The organism is Paenibacillus tarimensis, from assembly GCF_021532315.1.
Classification (GTDB): Bacteria; Bacillota; Bacilli; order Paenibacillales; family Paenibacillaceae; genus Paenibacillus_I; species Paenibacillus_I tarimensis.
Genome location: NZ_JAKGAO010000009.1, coordinates 18,770 through 35,782, shown reverse-complemented (window position 1 = coordinate 35,782; position 17,013 = coordinate 18,770). Strand labels below are relative to the sequence as shown.

The 17,013-nt window shown below is 55.0% G+C and carries 18 protein-coding genes; all 18 read right to left on the bottom strand.

Features of this window, described 5'->3' with window-relative positions; translation table 11 throughout:
• Positions 1-37 precede the first annotated feature (37 nt).
• The 18 genes from L1N82_RS08965 to L1N82_RS08880 all read right to left on the bottom strand — a co-directional run bounded on the left by L1N82_RS08965 (position 38) and on the right by L1N82_RS08880 (position 16,980).
• Positions 38-445, bottom strand: coding sequence for an ectoine synthase (locus tag L1N82_RS08965; RefSeq protein ID WP_235287050.1), 408 nt, complete (start codon positions 443-445; stop codon positions 38-40).
• A gap of 62 nt (positions 446-507) precedes the next feature.
• On the bottom strand, positions 508-1,788 hold the full coding sequence (gene ectB / locus L1N82_RS08960; protein ID WP_235287348.1) for a diaminobutyrate--2-oxoglutarate transaminase: 1,281 nt from the start codon (positions 1,786-1,788) through the stop codon (positions 508-510).
• Positions 1,775-2,407: a diaminobutyrate acetyltransferase gene (gene ectA, locus L1N82_RS08955; RefSeq protein ID WP_235287049.1), complete on the bottom strand. Its 633-nt coding sequence runs from the start codon at positions 2,405-2,407 to the stop codon at positions 1,775-1,777. Before ectA ends, ectB begins: the two co-directional genes overlap by 14 nt.
• A 77-nt stretch (positions 2,408-2,484) precedes the next feature.
• Positions 2,485-3,333, bottom strand: coding sequence for an ectoine/hydroxyectoine ABC transporter ATP-binding protein EhuA (gene ehuA, locus L1N82_RS08950; protein WP_268821899.1), 849 nt, complete (start codon positions 3,331-3,333; stop codon positions 2,485-2,487).
• Entirely contained in the window at positions 3,330-4,073 is a 744-nt protein-coding gene (gene ehuD / locus L1N82_RS08945; RefSeq protein ID WP_235287048.1) for an ectoine/hydroxyectoine ABC transporter permease subunit EhuD, read from the bottom strand. Before ehuD ends, ehuA begins: the two co-directional genes overlap by 4 nt.
• 3 nt (positions 4,074-4,076) lie before the next feature.
• Positions 4,077-4,733: an ectoine/hydroxyectoine ABC transporter permease subunit EhuC gene (gene ehuC, locus L1N82_RS08940; RefSeq protein WP_328284459.1), complete on the bottom strand. Its 657-nt coding sequence runs from the start codon at positions 4,731-4,733 to the stop codon at positions 4,077-4,079.
• A 4-nt stretch (positions 4,734-4,737) separates the two neighbouring features.
• Positions 4,738-5,646: an ectoine/hydroxyectoine ABC transporter substrate-binding protein EhuB gene (ehuB, locus tag L1N82_RS08935; protein WP_268821909.1), complete on the bottom strand. Its 909-nt coding sequence runs from the start codon at positions 5,644-5,646 to the stop codon at positions 4,738-4,740.
• A 477-nt stretch (positions 5,647-6,123) separates the two neighbouring features.
• The gene (locus L1N82_RS08930) at positions 6,124-6,777 is read right to left on the bottom strand and encodes a fumarylacetoacetate hydrolase family protein (RefSeq protein ID WP_235287046.1); all 654 of its coding nucleotides are present in this window, start codon (positions 6,775-6,777) and stop codon (positions 6,124-6,126) included.
• Positions 6,778-6,847: 70 nt separating this feature from the next.
• On the bottom strand, positions 6,848-7,843 hold the full coding sequence (locus L1N82_RS08925) for a Gfo/Idh/MocA family protein (RefSeq protein ID WP_235287045.1): 996 nt from the start codon (positions 7,841-7,843) through the stop codon (positions 6,848-6,850).
• A gap of 4 nt (positions 7,844-7,847) precedes the next feature.
• Positions 7,848-8,075, bottom strand: coding sequence for a hypothetical protein (locus L1N82_RS08920; RefSeq protein WP_235287044.1), 228 nt, complete (start codon positions 8,073-8,075; stop codon positions 7,848-7,850).
• The gene (locus L1N82_RS08915; RefSeq protein ID WP_235287043.1) at positions 8,033-8,278 is read right to left on the bottom strand and encodes a hypothetical protein; all 246 of its coding nucleotides are present in this window, start codon (positions 8,276-8,278) and stop codon (positions 8,033-8,035) included. Before L1N82_RS08915 ends, L1N82_RS08920 begins: the two co-directional genes overlap by 43 nt.
• A 35-nt stretch (positions 8,279-8,313) precedes the next feature.
• Positions 8,314-9,408 (bottom strand): TolB family protein, encoded by a 1,095-nt coding sequence (locus L1N82_RS08910; RefSeq protein ID WP_235287042.1) that lies wholly within the window; start codon positions 9,406-9,408, stop codon positions 8,314-8,316.
• 88 nt (positions 9,409-9,496) lie between these two features.
• A complete protein-coding gene (locus tag L1N82_RS08905) occupies positions 9,497-10,966 on the bottom strand; it encodes a sensor histidine kinase (protein WP_235287041.1) in 1,470 nt (489 codons plus the stop codon).
• Entirely contained in the window at positions 10,963-11,661 is a 699-nt protein-coding gene (locus tag L1N82_RS08900; protein ID WP_235287040.1) for a response regulator transcription factor, read from the bottom strand. The genes L1N82_RS08905 and L1N82_RS08900 overlap by 4 nt, the downstream gene beginning before the upstream one ends.
• Before the next feature lie 331 nt (positions 11,662-11,992).
• Positions 11,993-13,837, bottom strand: coding sequence for an ABC transporter ATP-binding protein (locus tag L1N82_RS08895; RefSeq protein WP_235287039.1), 1,845 nt, complete (start codon positions 13,835-13,837; stop codon positions 11,993-11,995).
• The gene (locus tag L1N82_RS08890; RefSeq protein WP_235287038.1) at positions 13,830-15,587 is read right to left on the bottom strand and encodes an ABC transporter ATP-binding protein; all 1,758 of its coding nucleotides are present in this window, start codon (positions 15,585-15,587) and stop codon (positions 13,830-13,832) included. The genes L1N82_RS08895 and L1N82_RS08890 overlap by 8 nt, the downstream gene beginning before the upstream one ends.
• Positions 15,588-15,596: 9 nt before the next feature.
• Positions 15,597-16,073: a MarR family winged helix-turn-helix transcriptional regulator gene (locus L1N82_RS08885; RefSeq protein WP_235287037.1), complete on the bottom strand. Its 477-nt coding sequence runs from the start codon at positions 16,071-16,073 to the stop codon at positions 15,597-15,599.
• 82 nt (positions 16,074-16,155) lie between these two features.
• On the bottom strand, positions 16,156-16,980 hold the full coding sequence (locus L1N82_RS08880) for a glycosyltransferase family 2 protein (protein WP_235287036.1): 825 nt from the start codon (positions 16,978-16,980) through the stop codon (positions 16,156-16,158).
• Positions 16,981-17,013: the final 33 nt, after the last annotated feature.

The window sequence follows — 17,013 nt, the reverse complement described above, 5'->3', positions numbered from 1 at the left end:
GCATTAAACATGTCGATTAGCTGCGGGAAGCGGCACGTCAGGCAGATGGTGCAGCGGCTTTATCCTCTTCAGGCAGCGGATAAACGCCGTCCGCATCATGTACTTCCTCGCCTGTAACCGGAGGGTTGAAGACACAGATCATACGCATCGTGCTCTTGGCGCGAAGCAGATGCTTCTCATTGCCGTTAAGCGCATAGAGCGTACCCGGGCGAATCGGATATATCCGGTCTCCCTCCGGCTCTATTTCACCTTCGCCTTCGATGCAGTAGACGGCCTCCAGATGGTTCTTATACCAGATCTGCGTTTCTGTTCCGGCCTTAATCAGCGTGTCGTGCATAGAGAAGCCCATGCCATCCTTCTTCAGCAGCAGTCTTCTCGAATTCCACGTCTCTGTATCCACATCATGCTTGGTGCCAAGCACATCTTCCAAATGTTTGACGATCATATGCCATTACGCTCCTTCTCTATATAATCATGCCGCGTCCGCGGCACTATTCCCGGTAAATGTTACGCCTGGCCGGCGCCAACCAATTCTTCCTCTTTGATGGCGAGCTGATCAACACAGCCCTCTAGAATCTTAAGACCCGCTTCAAGAACTGCCGGCTCAATCGTCAGCGGCGGCATCAGCTTCGCCACTTCATCGAATGGACCCGAGGTTTCCATGATCAGCCCGCGTTCAAAAGCCAGCCCGCAAAGCTTCGAGGCCATCTCCGGCTCGGTGAACGACAGACCCTGAATCATGCCTTTGCCCTTATGCTTCACGGAGCCCTCAGGCAGCTTCTCGATCAGTCTCTTCAAGGTGCTGCGGATCGCGTCCGCCTTACCCTTAATATCACGGGTGAAGCTGTCATCCTTCCAATAAGCAAGTGCAGCTTCGGCAGCCACAAACCCAAGGTTGTTGCCGCGGAAGGTACCGTTATGCTCACCCGGCTTCCAGATATCATACTTCGGATGAATGAGCGTCAGCGCCAGCGGCAGACCATATCCGCCAATCGACTTGGACAGACATACAATGTCCGGCTTGATGCCCGCATCCTCGAAGCTGAAGAACGTTCCCGTACGCCCGCAGCCCATCTGAACATCATCGACAATCAGAAGAACGTCATGCTTGCGGCAGAGCTTCTCGATGTCCTGCAGCCACTGGCGGGAAGCCACATTAAGGCCGCCCTCTCCCTGAACGGTTTCGAGAATGACCGCTGCCGGTGTTTCAACGCCGCTGCCTGGATCCTCGAGCATCTTGGCAAGGTATTCCACCGTGTTCACATTTTCACCAAAATAACCGTCATACGGCATGAAGGCTGTGCCTCCAAGCGCCACGCCGGCACCGGCGCGCTTATAGCCGTTACCAGTAGCTGCCAGCGAACCAAGCGTCATGCCGTGGAAGGCATTGGTAAAGCTGATAACCGTATTTCGTCCCGTAACCTTGCGGGCAATCTTCAAGGCACTTTCCACTGAGTTCGTTCCCGTCGGTCCCGGGAACATGACTTTATAGGTCAGGTTCCTAGGCTTCAGAATCGTCTCATCCAATGTGGTAAGGAAGGATTCCTTGGCCTTCGTGGCCATATCCAGACTGTGTGTGATGCCGTCTTCCAGCATATAATCCACGATTTTACGGCGGATTGCCGGGTTGTTGTGACCATAGTTCAATGAACCTGCTCCGGCGAAGAAATCGATATATTCATTGTTGTTCGCATCCCACATCTTCGCGCCTGTTGCCTTCGAGAATACGGTCGTGAAGCTTCTGCAGTAGCTGCGCACCTCAGATTCCAATTGCTCAAACACTTGCATGGACGGTTTGTCTGCGATTTTCGTTCCCTTTACGTTGCTCACCGAATCCCTCCTTGAGTGGTTTGGTTTCCTTGGTCTGTCCAGTTGTTCCTGCATGCTCTTGCTTGCCTTTATATCGGAAAGGACCTACCCGCAGCAGCGGTTCATCCTCGTGCGTCATACCAGGCGGAAATAAGGTTGACGGATAGCCGTCAGCCGCTACGTCCAGCTTCGTTTCCATCGCTTCCGCAAAGGTGCGGAACAGACGGTTGGAAGCTTGATTAGACGGGCTCACTGTCGCTTCCACATAGCGGATTTCTTCCCCGCCGCGTGCTGTCACTTCCTTCAGCAGGCGCTTCCCAAGCCCAAGCCCCCGGCTGTCCGGATCAACAGCGATCTGCCAGATGAACAGGGTATTCGGCTGATCCGGACGGCGAAATGCCGACACGAATCCAAGCAGCCTGTTGTCGGCCTCCGCTACAGCGCATGTATCCTTGAACATGTCGCACAGCAGCAGGTAGCAGTACGCTGAGTTGAGATCAAGCGTGCCCGCCCGTTTGATCAATTGATAGACCGCGGCTCCGTCCTTCTTCGTGGAGCGTCTGATTTTCACGGTATCCTTCTTTTTGTTCAACTCCATACGTCACCTCCTCGTGATGCAGCCTTATGGTTGCTCCTTTGGTGATGGAATGTTGAATATCGTGAATTTCGCTTTCGCTACAGCCGGAACCGGCTTAAAAAGGACTGTAACCGTTCGCTCTGCGGATTTTCGAAAATCTGCTCAGGCGGGCCCTGTTCCACGATATGGCCTTCCGCGCCGAATATCACGCGGTCTGCTACATCCCGAGCAAAGTCCATTTCGTGTGTAATCAGCATCATGGCCATTTCGCCCTCGCTGGCAATTTCCTTGATGACCTCAAGCACCTCGCCGACCAGCTCGGGATCGAGTGCGGATGTAACCTCATCAAACACCATGATCTTGGGGCTCATGACAAGTGCCCGTGCGATTGCCACACGCTGCTTTTGTCCTCCGGACAGCATCGACGGATACACATCCAGCTTATCGCCAAGGCCCACCTTACCCAGCATCGTTACCGCGCGTTCATGCGCTTCATCAGTGGATACGCCCAGTACCTTACGCGGGCCAATGGTAACGTTGCGCAGCACGCTCATATGCGGAAACAGGTTGAAGTGCTGAAACACCATGCCGATTTTGCCGCGCATACGGTGTAAATGCGCTTCATTCGCCTTCACAAGCCTTCCCTTGGATTTCATGTGCCAGAGCGGCTCGCCGTCAACTGTGATCATACCTCCGGACGGTTCTTCCAGCGTCATGAGCATGCGGCCCAGCGTCGTCTTGCCGGATCCGCTTGGACCGATCATGGCAACCTTTTCACCAGGAGCAATGTCCAAATTAATATCATGCAGAACCTCCAGGTCGCCGAACGATTTACTGACATGCTCGTAGCGTACGATCGGCTGAACTCCTGTGCTTGCTCCCTGGGGTTTGCGGGTCCGGGCTGGAGCTTCCTGACCGGCCGTCTTTTCCAATTCAGTCGTATTCATGCTTGCTGCTTCACCTCCTTATTCAATCTGGCTTTCCCTCCGGACTGTGGCTTCGATGGAGAATCCGTGCCGGATGAAGCACTCTGTTCCCTGTTCAGACGTATCTCCATCATTCGAACAAGCAAGGAGAACATATAACTGATAATCAGGAATATAACACCAACCAGTGTATAGGCTTCGAAAGGACGGTACGAGACCGAGATCGCATTCTTGGCTGTTGTCAGCACCTCTACCAGCGTGATCGCAGACAGAAGCGGGGTCTCCTTGAAAATGACTATCAGATAATTCCCCATAACCGGTAATGTGGGCGGCAGGGCCTGCGGCAGGATAATGGACGTCCAGGTCTTAGACCGGGGAAAATTAAGCGCCTTGGCTGCCTCCCACTGTCCCTTCGGGACCGCATCAATCCCAGAACGGTATACTTCTGACATATAGGTACTGTAATGAAGACCCAGACCAATGATCCCGCTCACCAATGCGGTCGGTGCTGTCGGAAACATTGTCGGCAGAATGTAAAAGTACAGGAAGAACAGCTGTACGAGCAGCGGTGTGCTCCGGATAAACTCAATGATGAGCCGGTTAATCGCCCGGATAATCCAAATCGGAGATCTGCCAAGCAGCGCCAGCATAAGACCGCCTATGGCTGCAAATATAAATCCGCCGAATGTTGCCCAGAATGTCGTCTTCAGTGCAGCAATAAGATCCGGTAATATACTCCATGCGTAATCCCAATTCCACATCGGTTACAACCTCCCCGCCGCAAGCTTCCGCTCAAGCAGTCTGACGGTGACCGATACGAAAGACGAGAGCACAAAATAGATCAAGAGCAAGAGCAAGAAAATATACGGCGTCATGTTCAGGAAATTATTACGCAGAATCAGTGCCTGGTAGGTCAAGTCGGACAGTGTGATGAAGTAGATAAGGGATGTGCCCTTGATCAGCTCAATCATCAGATTGCCGAATGGCGGCAGCATCCGCAGCGCCGCCTGCGGAAGAATAATATAAATCATCCGCTGCAGCGGGCTGAAGTTAAGCGCCCTGGCCGCCTCTGACTGTCCATTAGGCACCGCGAGGATCGCGCTTCGGACAATCTCAGAACCGAATGCCCCATAGTTTAATCCGATGGCGACAACTGCCGACGTTACCTTGTCAAACTCGATACCGAGGAAAGGCAGTGCGAAGTATACCCAGAACAGCAATACCAGCAGCGGCAGTCCCCGAAACACTTCCGCGCAAATCTGTGAAATAATCCTCACAGTTTTGAATTTTGAAACCCGGCAAAGTCCGATTACAAGGGAGAGGACCATGGCCGCCAATGCGGACAGAACGGCCACCTCCACCGTTACTTTTAGCCCCTCCCAGAGGAGGGGGAAAAAGTCATTCCACGGTACATCCATCATCGCTTTAGCTGCAGAGCTCCTCTGCCGTTACATCACCAGGCAGCTCAGCTTCGGTAAAACCAAATTTCTGCAGGATCTCCAGCAGCTCGCCGGATTCCTTCATCTTCTCTAGCTCCGCATTGAAGGCATCCCGGAATTCCGTATCATCAATCCGGAAAGCAGAAGCGCCATAACCGCGCACGTCTTTACCATCGATTACCGGCTGGGTAAAATCAGCTACACGCTCAAGGCTATCATCGTTTGCTGCATCCAGACGGGATTGAAGTGCCGGACCGGTCATAGCCATGACATCCGCACGGCCGGTTTGAAGGGCATTGACTGCCGCATCCTGATCCGGTACGATGACGATTTGGTCACTTGGCACGCCAGATTTCTCCAGATATCCGATCTCAACCGCACCGGACATAACCGCTACTTTAGCGCCTTTTTCCTTAATATCCTCATAGCTCTTGATATCCATCGGGTTACCCTTCTTTACTGCAATCGCCTCACCGATGCTGTATTCCGGATTAGCAAACGCCACTGCCGGACAGCGATCCGGATTAATAAACATGCCGGCGGTAATCATATCAAACCGTCCAGCCTGCAGGCCGCCGATCAATGCGCCGAATTCGGTCAGCTCGCCCCGCACCTCAGGTACACCGAGACGCTCCAGAATGGTTTTGGCAATCTCTACGGCTTCGCCTGTTAAAGTTCCATCTGCTTCTTTATATGCATACGGCTTCTCATTAGCAAAACCAATCGTTATGTACCCTTGCTCGATCGCTTCGCCGAGCGTTCCCCCTACTGCGCTTGCATTGTTAGATGCTTCTCCTGCTGCCGGTACATTGGCATTATTACCGCCGCCATTGTTCGTACCGTTGGACCCGCAGCCTGTGACCAGCATGACGGCAGCGAGCAGTGCGTACAACATTCCCTTCCTCACGTGACTCCCACAACCTTTCTTCGTTATCTTTCGTTCAACGCTTATTATGTTAACACGGTTTTCCAGAGGGGTCATTTCCAGTCAGCTACCATATAGAGGGCTTATCATGGCTCACTTGGGATGAGGGAACATTATCCGGTCGGTTCTGCTTATTGCTCCCGTTAAGTGCCATATCGTGACCGATTCGCCGGTTTACATGCCCTGCAGAGTATGTTAAATAACCAAAACTTATAATTATCTAACCAAGTTAGGACGAGAATTTTGTTGATTTATATAGCTTTTTGGGATCGATTAAATTTTCAAATCTATAAGCGAAAATTATAATCAGACTATTAGATCTATTCTGGCTCCATTTAGCAGTGTTTTAAAGTGCGCTTATGTTCTTTTTACTCATAACAAAAAGCCGTGCAGCCACTCAAGAGCTGCACGGCTTAGACCGTAAACCATTCGTGATTAGACCGATTCCTACCTCTGCAGTGCGATCCGGCAGCTGCCCAACAGCTCTTCCGCCAGGAAGCATTCCAGCAGATCGCCGTCCTCTACCGCACCTACGCCGGCAGGCGTTCCCGTGAAGATAATATCTCCGGCATCCAGGCCGAAGCGATGGCCAATATACCGGATAAGCTCACTCGTGTGGAACAGCATCTGGGACGCTGACCCGCGCTGAACCTCCTGGCCGTTGCGCTTCAATGAGAACTCACGGTTATAGAGCGCCTGCTTGCCCGGGTACTCCTGCCAGCCTGTCAGCAGAGCGGAAGAAGGGAAGCCCTTGGCACTAAGCCAAGGAAGACCGGCCGATTTTGCAGTACTTTGCACATCACGCAGCGTCAGGTCCAGACCCAAAGCTAGACCGTCTATGATGGAATCCGGATCCACTCCCGGCTCGTACCGATCCCCGATGCGCAGCACCAGCTCCACTTCATAATGCACCGCTCCCCGCTTGCCCTCAACCTCTACCGCTGAGCCATCAAGCGGCACTGCCGCATGAGACGGCTTTAGAAATACGATCGGTTCAGCCGGGACGTCATTGCCGAGCTCCTTCGCATGCTGCGCATAATTACGTCCCACGCAATAGATATTTCGAATGGACTGCATATCTTCTCTACTAAGCGTGCCCATTGCTCGCTCATTCCTCCTTGTCACTTAAGTGCTCCTATATTATAGGAGCTGGTTTCAAAGCTTCGGCCAGTTACAGCGTAATCCGGCTCCGCTGCTCTGCCGACAGCAGACAGGCATCAATCAGACGCATATTGGCAACGGCATCCTGCGCCGCATAGCGCGGCGGCTGCCCGCCCCTTACCACTGCCGCAAAATCATCCGCCTGCATGGTATACGCATTGACCTGAGGAGCTTTAACCTCCCGCATTTCATCAGCGGTATGTACATAAAAGACCAGGTTATCGGTGTTAATTACGAATGCCTGCGGAAGCTCAATCCTGCCTACCGATCCGACAATCTCCAACACATTGCGGAAGGAGGCCCACATGCCGCAGTCGAATGTCAGCGCCACGCCTCCGGCAAATTCGACAAGCCCCGATGCCATCATGTCGACGTTGTCGTGTTCTGCCGATACGAAGGTCTGAACGGTCACCGCTTCAGGCTCAGCTCCCAGCAGCAGCCGCGCTGCGCTTAGCGGATAGCATCCGACATCGTACAAGGAACCGCCACCCCAATCCTTGCGGTAGCGCACATTCGACTTGTCATCGGCGTTGTTAAAGGTGAAGGCGCTGTGAATGGCCCGAATCTCGCCGATTTCGCCCGAACGGATAATCCCCGCTACCAGATCATACACCGGGTGGTGTCTGTACATGAACGCTTCAGCCAGATGGACACCGGCGCGTGCGCAGGCATCCACCATCTCCTGGGCTTGTCCCGCATTCAGCGCGAGCGGCTTCTCGCATAAGACATGCTTGCCCGCTTCCGCAGCCCGAATGGCCCACTCCCTGTGCAGATGGTTAGGCAGCGGGATATAGACCGCGTCAATATCAGGGTCCGCAAGCAGCGCCTCATAGCTGCCATAGGCCGCCGGTATGTTCATCTCTCTGGCTGCAGCCTCCGCCTTGTCCTGATCACGGCTGGCAAGCGCTGTCACAACGCCCGACTCCGATTGCTGGATTGCAGGTATAACAGCGCCCTTAGCAATGCCTGCGGCACCCATGATTCCCCAGCGCAGTTTATTGGACACGTGATTACACACCTTCCTTCCATGTAATGGATTCATTATACTGCATGATGACGTTGATTCCCATCCTAACATTGGATGACAAAAAAACGCCTCGCGGCGTTCTGTCACTGCTGCTGTAAATCGTCATCAGAGCAGGTTTAACTAACAAGCTTAATAGCACCGGAACTGTCGTTTCCTCCGCCAGCTTGCTCAGGCGCCCACCCGGGAACGCATTGCCTGCATGCCGCAGCATACCCGGATGGCCTCCTGCTTTAGCAACTTCTCTCTAGCACCCGAAGCCACAGTTGCAAAAAAAGCGTCGGAGGCGTACAAATTTATCAGCATCTGCTTGGCGGCCTCATGGGCCTGCTGCTCATCCTCCGTAAGCAGGTAACACATCCTGTAGCAGTCATGCTCCACCTCACGCAGCCTTTCAATTCGCTCCCCGCTCCCCATACGCTCACATCCTGTCTCCGGCTTGTGCCGGTCCGTTATTTCAACGTAATTACATACGTCACAAAATGATTGTGCCCTGTTGATGTGGAGGCGACAATCTTCGTTCCTGACGGGCTCCAGCGGATTTTGTCGGCCGCATACTGCAGCTCAACCGTCAGCGAGGTTGTCGTCCCAGTAATCGTATCCGCTGCAAAAATACCCTTTTCCCCGCGCTCCTCGGATATCATATTATAGACAAGCTTGGTGCCATCGGGCGACCAGCTCGTGCCGAACAGCTGTGTGGCAGAACCCAGCTTCATCAATTCATTCCCCTGCAGGTCGGTCACATACATCGTCATCTCGGTGTCGGAGCTGCGTTTTACCACCGCCAGCTGCTTGCCGTCCGGCGAAGGAATCACCCAGACGACTCTTTCGCCCGCCAGCTGCTTCGGCTTGCCGCCTTCGTCAGGCTGCATGTACAGCTGCTCATCCGCTACATAATAGATGCCGCTCGTACCCTTAGCCGCTGTGAAGAGCGACTTCGTCTCCTCAGGCAGCAGCTCCCCGGTGCTTCCATCTGCGCTCCCGCTCATCACTTGACCGCTTAACGTCTCGAACATGACCGCAGCATTATCCAGCCACTCGCCAGCGTAAACATTGATAGGGTCTGTATCCAGCCTTACAGTCTCGCCCGTGTCCATATTGAGGATATGGCCGTAGCTCGTAGCTTCCACATTCGTCTTATAGAAGAGATGCTCCCTGTCAGGGGACAGAACCGCGAAGCCCTGATTCTCATCAGCCGGGTTCAGCGCCTTGGCTTCCTTCGTCTTCATATCATACGTATAGAGGTTGCTTGGCTGGCTCTGCTCGCCTTCAGTATGAACAGGCTCGGCGTCCGGATTCGGCCGGCTTATAATGAGCACATCCTCGCTGAGAAAATCCATCCCTCTAGCATTATCCACAGTCTGGATCGAGTCCACAATCACCTTGTCCTGCGCCTTCTCCCCCGATTCGATCACCGTAATCGTCTTATCCGGCTTCTGAACCGTCTGCCTGTTCTCCTCCGTACCGCTTCCACAGGCACTCAGCGCAGAGGCGATCGTCACCACCGCTGCTAATGTCATCGTCTTGCCCCACATGTTGTTGTTCATACGTAAGATCCCTCCAATCGGTTATGGATCCATTATGCAGCCCCTATGTTTCGTCCGCATATCCGATTGTTTCGAAGTTGTAAACTATTCAGCCCCTATACAACGGCAGATATACCGTAAAGGTTGATCCTCCGGCATCTGTCGCTGTAAGCTGAGCCGATCCGCCCTGCTTCTCGGCAAGCTCGCGCACCAGCGGCAGACCGAGCCCTGTTCCGCCTGTTTCACGCGAACGGTCGCTTCCCCCCGTGAAGAAGGGCTCGAATATTTTATCGCGCGCATCAGCTGGAATTCCGGTGCCCGAATCCGTTACATCGATCCGGATGCCGGGATTCTCCGGGGCCATAACCAGCCGGATGCTGCCGCCCGGCCTATTGTATTTCACTGCGTTATCCAGCAGGTTAATCATAATATGGAGAAGATTCTCCCGGTCTGCCAGCACCACTGCCGGCTTCAGCTCAGTCGTTATCGAGATGCCGAATCTTGCAGCCTTGCCGCTCATCCGGCTCACGACATCCTGCAGCAGCTCCAGCATATCAACCGGCTCCGCGTGCTGCTCGAAGTCGTACTTCTCCAGAGCTGACAGACGCAGCACCTTATCCACCATATCCTGAAGCCGCGCTGTTTCCCGGCCAATGCTTCCAACCGCTTCCTCCAGAAGCCTCGGATCATCCGGGTACATGCCCAGCAGATCAATATAAGCCCTGATAGAGGTCAGCGGCGTCTTGAATTCATGGCTGATATTCCCGATAAAATGCTTCTGCTGCCGCTCCAGCTCCCGAAGCTTCTGTACAGCTAGCTCCAGCTTGTGCTTCTCCGCCTCCAGGCTGCGGATATTGTCCCCGATGGCCGTGCTCATATAATAGATATCCCGCCCAAGCTCACCGAGCTCATCCCGCCGCTTGACGGGCGGCTGCTCCAAATATTCCCCGGCCCGAATCCGGTTGGATGCACCCCGGAGCCGGTCAATCAGCGCAGCGAATCGGTAGAAGTAGCCGTAGCCCGCCAGAAAACCGCCCACCAGCACAGCGATGCCCACCGTCCGGAACTGCCATTCAATCCGGGCGAGAAATTCGCGGTCCTGCCGGAGCGGGTATTGAAACCGCACCGCACCCAGCAGCTCTGTTTCTCCCTCTACCGGGGCAAAATACAGCAGCGAATCCCCGCCCGGAGAGGTGTGATAGGCGATTTTCCCCTGCAGGGCATAACCCAGCGTATCGGCAATCTCCATCTTCTCCGCTGCGAGCGAAGAGCTGCCGGCCTCTCTGCCTTCCGTATCGTATAGGACGGTCTGAAGTCCGCTCAGCATTGCAATATACTGGGCCATCCGCTGGCCCCGGCTCGTCATGAAATCAGTCGGGTCAGGCCGCTCCTCACCTGTTACATACGTCTGCCTCACATACTGCCCCGCCACCTGGCTGTGCTTTGCGAGCAGCGCTTCCATCTGCTGGCGCTGGTTGCGCTCAATTCCCTGCAGCACAAGCGTGCTAAGCAAACCGACCGTCAGTCCCAGCAGGGCAGCGATCGCCAAGCTGAATTTCAGCTTGATGCTGATTCTCATACCGGAGCTCCGGATGCCTTGTAGCCGATGCCGTATACGGTCTGGAGCATATGCTGGCAGCCTGCGCCTAGCTTCTTGCGCAGCCGCTGGATATGAATATCCACGGTCCTTGTTCCGCCGGCATAGTCCATCCCCCATACCAGCTCCAGCAGTTCTTCCCGCGTATACACCCGTTCCGGATGCGTCATCAGCAGCGCGGCGAGATCAAATTCCTTGGGTGTCAGCTCCACCGCGTCCCCGTCCACAGTGAGCAGACGCTGCGCCGGCTTGATCCTGACGCTGCCAATCGCAATCTCATCTGCCTGCCGCTCCGCTTTGCCATTCTTCTCAATGCGCCGCAGCAGCGCCTTCGAGCGGGCGATCAGCTCCCGGATATCGAACGGTTTGGTCATATAATCATCGGCGCCAAGCTCCAGCCCAAGCACCTTGTCAACGATATCATTCTTGACGGTCAGCAGAATAATGCCCATTCCCCTGCGGTCTTCGAGCCTGCGGCATACATCATAGCCGGTCAGCTTAGGCATCATCACATCCACAATCATCAGATCAGGCTGAAATGTCCCCGCCTTAGCGACCGCTTCCTCGCCGTCGCCGGCCGTCTCCACCAGATACCCTTCCCTGCGGAAGGCATAGGCGACAGCATTCGCTATATTCGGCTCATCGTCCGCGACGAGCAGCTTCTTCGGTTGTGTCAAACGGTGTCCCTCCGCTTCCTGCAACGGGCCATTCGGTCTGTCAGCTATCTTCCGTGCATAGATTATCTATCTTATACCAACAAGTATGCCTCAACAATGCGTCTCCGTCATGTCGAACTTGTTTCCAAGATGTAAACAAAAGCAGAATGCTGGAGACATGTATTCGACGATTCATGCGTGCAGAAGGTTCAAAAACCGCGGACATCCAAACACGGTTTGCTGGTAAGCCTGTCGCTGTCCGTATAAAAAAGCGCAGGACAGCGTAACCCTTTACGCCATTCCTGCGCCATTATCCATTTACATACTCACCGTGCCGTGAATACCTTCGCCGCTAGCCCGTCTCAGGCTGTGTAAGCTGGTTGGCATACAGCCCGTAATACTTGCCGCCCCTGGCCAGCAGCTCGTCGTGAGTGCCGCGCTCGGCAATTTCACCATCTTGCACGAACAGAATCTGATCCGCACTGCGAATCGTGCTGAGCCGGTGGGCAATGACGAAGCTGGTGCGTCCGTGCATCAGCTTGTTCATCGCATCCTGTATCTGCATCTCCGTACGGGTGTCAACACTGCTCGTGGCCTCGTCGAAGATCAGGATCGCGGGGTCCGCCAGAATGGCACGGGCGATTGTCAGCAGCTGCCGCTGTCCCTGACTGAGGTTGCCGCCCTCCGCATGCAGCACAGTGTCATAACCGTCTGGCAGCTTCTGAATAAAGCCTTCCGCCCCGGCAAGCTGCGCAGCCCGGCGGATATCCTCCTCGGATGCATCTGTCCGCCCATACCGGATATTATCCTTCACGGTACCCGCGAACAGATAAGCATCCTGCAGCACCATCCCGATGCGGCTGCGCAGGCTATCCTTGCTGACCTCACGGATATCACGCCCGTCGATCCGGATGGCACCCGATTCTATCTCGTAGAATCGTGTCAGCAGGTTGATGACAGTCGTTTTGCCGGCACCTGTCGGCCCGACCAGCGCGATGGTATCTCCTGGCTTCGCTGTGAAGGACACATCCCTCAGCGTGATGTCGTCGCCATAGCGGAAGGTCACCTGCTCGAAGCGCACCTCGCCCTGAATATCGCCGAGCTCCTCGCCCTGCCTGTCATCCTCATATTCGGTGGACTCGTCCATGATTTCGAACACGCGCTCCGCACCGGCCACACCCGACTGGATCATGTTATACTGGTTGGCCAGCTCGTTGACCGGATTGCTGAACTGCCGTGAATACGTGAGGAAGCTGACGATGATTCCGATGGATGCATAGCCATTCAGCGTCATCCAGCCGCCTGCGACCGCCAGCAGAATATAATTGAAGTGACTCATCATGTTGTTGACCGGCCCGAGAGCGCCGGACAATATCTGGGCCCGGATGCCTGCAGCGGCAAGCTGGCCGTTAATGGCGCTGAACTGGCTGACCACCTTATCTTCACGGTTGTACATCTTCACGACCTTCTGGCCGGAGATCGTCTCCTCAATCAGGCCGTTCAGGTCGCCAAGATGCTGCTGCTGGCTCGCGAACTGCTGGCGGGTGCGGGCGGCGATAAGCCTGACCGTCAGCATGACCAGCGGGATGGTCACCAGCGCGATAATCGTCAGCCACACATTCAGCACGAGCATCATTGTCAGCGAGCCGACCAGCATCATCACGCTGTTAATGAGCTGCACCAGGCTCTGGTTCAATGTGTTCGATACATTCTCAATATCATTGGTCGTCCGGCTCATCAGCTCGCCGTGCGTCTTCTTGTCGAAGAACCGCAGCGGAAGCTTCTGGAGATGGCCAAACAGATCCCGCCGCAGTGTCCAGACTGTGCGTCCTGATATCCCGACCATCAGGTAAGCCTGCAGCCAGGTCACGATGGCGCCCGTAACATACACGAGCAGCAAAATCAGACAGGTGCGGAGAAGCCCGCTCCGGTCATGCTGCAGAATGTATTCGTCGATCGCCCGGCCGATCAGATATGGCCCGGCGAGTGATGCGGCTGCTCCGCAGATGACCAGCAGAAGAACAGCCAGCAGGCCGCCCCGCTGCTGCCGCAGTACCTTCCACAGCCGCACTAGCGTAGCCCGGGTGTTGCGGGCCCTCACCTTGACCATCGGCCCGCGTGCCCGTCCGGCGCCAAACGGCGGCAATGGCGGCTGCTTAGCTTCCTTTGCATTCATATTTCCCCCAGGTTCAGCCATGTCTTACCGCCTCCTTCCGCTGCTGGGACGCATAAATCTCCTGATAAACGCTGCTGGTCCGCATCAGCTCCTCATGGGTTCCAACGGCCGACAATGCACCGCTATCCAGCACAATAATCCGATCCGCATCCTCCACAGATGAGATCCGCTGGGCTATTACAACACGGGTACATCCCTTCATCAGGCCGCCGAGAGCCTGCTGAATCCGGGCCTCGGTCGTAAGGTCGACGGCGCTCGTACTGTCATCGAGAATCAGAATATCCGGCTTAAGAAGCAGCGCCCGAGCTATCGAAATACGCTGCTTCTGTCCCCCGGAGAGATTGACGCCGCGCTGTCCAAGCTCCGTATCATAACCGGCTGGCAGCTTCATGATGAAGTCATGAGCCTGAGCCGCCCGGGCAGCCTCGATGATTTCTTCCTCCGTCGCCTCCGGACGCCCGAACCGGATATTATCGCGAATCGTCCCCGTGAACAGCACCGCCTGCTGCAGCACCATTCCAATCCGGCTGCGCAGCTGGCGGGCGTCCATATCCTTCACATTGACGCCGTCGATCAGCACAGCGCCTTCAGTGACATCATATAATCGTGGGATCAGGCTGACGAGCGATGTCTTGCCGGATCCGGTAGCCCCCAGGATACCAACCGTCTCGCCCGCCTGAATATGAAGCGTGATGTTCTTAAGCACAGGAGCGGCTCCATCCTTCCCATACTCAAACGAAACATTATCGAAGGTGATGCTGCCCTTAAGGCCGCCGCTAACCAGCCCCTCTCGAACTCCAGCCTGTCCGGGCTTCCGGTCCTCGATACCAGGCACTTCCTCCAACACCTCGTTCACCCGGTCTGCAGATGCCTTGGCCCGGGAGAACATGACCAGCTGCATACCGAGCGCCATCATAGCGAACAGCATCTGCGTCATATAACTGATGAATGCCGCCAAGTCCCCGACTGGAAAACCGCTGTTCCATGTGCTGATGCCGCCGAACCAGATGATCGCTACGATTCCGAAGTTGAGCACCAGCATCATCAGCGGCATCCCAAGCGCAATAGTGCGTGCCGCCTTCAGGGCCATCTCCAGATAATCGGTATTGGCCCGGCCAAAACGGCTGCGTTCGAATCGCTCCCTTACAAATGCCTTGACCACACGGATGCCGGACAGATTCTCCTGCAGCACCGTGTTGACCTTATCCAGCCGCTCCTGCACCCTGCCAAACAAGGGAGCCGCGTATCGCCCAAGCACTACCAGGATCAGGATCAGCAGCGGAACAATGATAACCAGTATAAGAGCAAGCCGGGCATTCAGCATGAACATCATCACAATGCTGCCCACGGTAAGCGAGATGTCACGGACAAACATTCTCAGCGACATCTGGACCATATTTTGCAGCTGTACCACATCGCCTGTCAGTCTCGTTACCAGTGACCCGGCCGAGAAGCGGTCCAGATTGTCGAAGGAATAGGTCTGAACCTTGCGAAACAGGCTGAGCCGCAGGTCCGCCCCGAATCCAAGCGCCGCCTTCGAAGAATAGACCGTACAGCCGAACCCCCCGATCAGACCGATGATGGCCGCGCCAATCATAAGCATGCCTGTCTTCCAGATGGCTGACAGGTCGCCTTCCATAATGCCGTTATTCACAATCGAGGCCATCAGCCTTGGCTGCAGCAGATCCATGCATACCTCCAGGATCATCAGCAGCGGGGCCAGCAGCACCGCAGCCCGGTAAGGCTTCAGATAAACCGCCAATCGTCCCATGCTTCTTCATCACTCCATTTCTGTTGTACTGCCGCCTTCCGCATACTTGCCAGCGTCAAACTCTGACAAGTCCTTCACCATCTGCTGCAGCTGCCGGTGGAACAGCTGCTTGTCCTCCGCGCTAAAGCTGCGGAAGGACACCTCCTCCAGCAGAGCAAGCGCTTCCCTGACGGAATCCATTACACTGCGTCCGCGATCAGTCAGATATACGCGGGATACACGCTGGTCGGCAGGATCAGGCCTGCGGACGACATGGCCGTTCTTGACCATCCGGTTGATCATTACGGTCAAGGTGGCGGGCTTAACCCTCATGCTCTCAGCCAGTTCCTTTTGGCTCTGCCCGTCCTTCTCATGCAGGCGGAACAGCAGCGGCGGCTGGCCCGGGAAGATATCGTACTCTTCTGTAAGCTTGTGGAAGGTGTGCCGGTGCAGCTTCATAACATGGACCATCAGATGGCCCGTCGATTGACGAATATCAAATTCCATCAGAACCCTCCTTTATTTAGCCGGCTAACTATATATCCAGACTACAACGCCTAAGCATTGCAGTCAAGCATATCTGCCTCCACTAGCCAAGGCCGGGATTACGCCTGCGCGAGGGAATCGGCTCGCCGTCCCACAGCACTTCTGTTGCAGCCTCCCGCTTCTTCACATCCGGCTCGTCGAGCAGAACAAAAAAGTTCTTGGTAGGCAGGCTTCCCAGCCCATGCTTCTCTGAGAGCAGGTCAAGATGCTTCCTGTGCGAGTCCCCCTGCGCGCCTGATATATTGCCCCCCTGCTGGGAGAAGGCATACAGCACGCCGGCGCTCGGCACACGGGCCACCCGGAATTTCTCCACTGCGCGCAAATAAAAATCCCAGTCCCAGTAATGATTCATCGCCTCATCAAACGGACCCAGTGTATCGTGCAGGACGCGTCTGTACAAACAGCCTGAGGGCACAAAGGTAGAGAACTTCCGCATTTCCGCCGGATCGTGCTCATAAGCAAACACCCGCCGCGACAGCGGTTTGCGCATCCCGTCCACAAGCTCATAATCAAAGATCTCAACATCCGAATACACCAGATCATAGTCGGCTATGGCTGCCAGCATCCGTTCGATATGGATCGGGAGCAGCAAGTCATCATCGTCACACAGCAGGATGTACTCGCCGGTCGCTTCCGCAAGAGCGGCATTGCGGGCGTGAACATGCTTGCGATTTTCCGGCAGATGAATGACCTTGACCTGTAATTCAGGATACAGGGCCACAATGTCCTCTACCGGCTCACCGGCATCGTTGGCAATAATAATTTCCAAATGCTTGTAGGTTTGTCTAGTTAATGATTCCAACAGCTCTCCAAGCTGTACGGGACGGTTATACGTAGGTATGATGACAGATACCAGCGGCTGCTCCAAGCAGTTATTCCTCCTTGTGAACTTGTTCGTCGT

Excerpts from the sequence above, each read along its gene's own strand:
- ehuC (WP_328284459.1), bottom strand. The coding sequence starts at position 4,733 with ATGATGGATGTACCGTGGAATGACTTTTTCCCCCTCCTCTGGGAGGGG.
- L1N82_RS08965 (WP_235287050.1), bottom strand. The coding sequence starts at position 445 with ATGATCGTCAAACATTTGGAAGATGTGCTTGGCACCAAGCATGATGTG.
- L1N82_RS08910 (WP_235287042.1), bottom strand. The coding sequence starts at position 9,408 with ATGAACAACAACATGTGGGGCAAGACGATGACATTAGCAGCGGTGGTG.
- ectA (WP_235287049.1), bottom strand. The coding sequence starts at position 2,407 with ATGGAGTTGAACAAAAAGAAGGATACCGTGAAAATCAGACGCTCCACG.
- L1N82_RS08920 (WP_235287044.1), bottom strand. The coding sequence starts at position 8,075 with ATGCTGCGGCATGCAGGCAATGCGTTCCCGGGTGGGCGCCTGAGCAAG.
- L1N82_RS08895 (WP_235287039.1), bottom strand. The coding sequence starts at position 13,837 with ATGGCTGAACCTGGGGGAAATATGAATGCAAAGGAAGCTAAGCAGCCG.
- ehuD (WP_235287048.1), bottom strand. The coding sequence starts at position 4,073 with ATGTGGAATTGGGATTACGCATGGAGTATATTACCGGATCTTATTGCT.
- L1N82_RS08915 (WP_235287043.1), bottom strand. The coding sequence starts at position 8,278 with ATGGGGAGCGGGGAGCGAATTGAAAGGCTGCGTGAGGTGGAGCATGAC.
- ectB (WP_235287348.1), bottom strand. The coding sequence starts at position 1,788 with ATGCAAGTGTTTGAGCAATTGGAATCTGAGGTGCGCAGCTACTGCAGA.
- L1N82_RS08885 (WP_235287037.1), bottom strand. The coding sequence starts at position 16,073 with ATGGAATTTGATATTCGTCAATCGACGGGCCATCTGATGGTCCATGTT.
- ehuA (WP_268821899.1), bottom strand. The coding sequence starts at position 3,333 with ATGAATACGACTGAATTGGAAAAGACGGCCGGTCAGGAAGCTCCAGCC.
- L1N82_RS08890 (WP_235287038.1), bottom strand. The coding sequence starts at position 15,587 with ATGGGACGATTGGCGGTTTATCTGAAGCCTTACCGGGCTGCGGTGCTG.
- L1N82_RS08930 (WP_235287046.1), bottom strand. The coding sequence starts at position 6,777 with ATGGGCACGCTTAGTAGAGAAGATATGCAGTCCATTCGAAATATCTAT.
- L1N82_RS08905 (WP_235287041.1), bottom strand. The coding sequence starts at position 10,966 with ATGAGAATCAGCATCAAGCTGAAATTCAGCTTGGCGATCGCTGCCCTG.
- ehuB (WP_268821909.1), bottom strand. The coding sequence starts at position 5,646 with ATGTTGTACGCACTGCTCGCTGCCGTCATGCTGGTCACAGGCTGCGGG.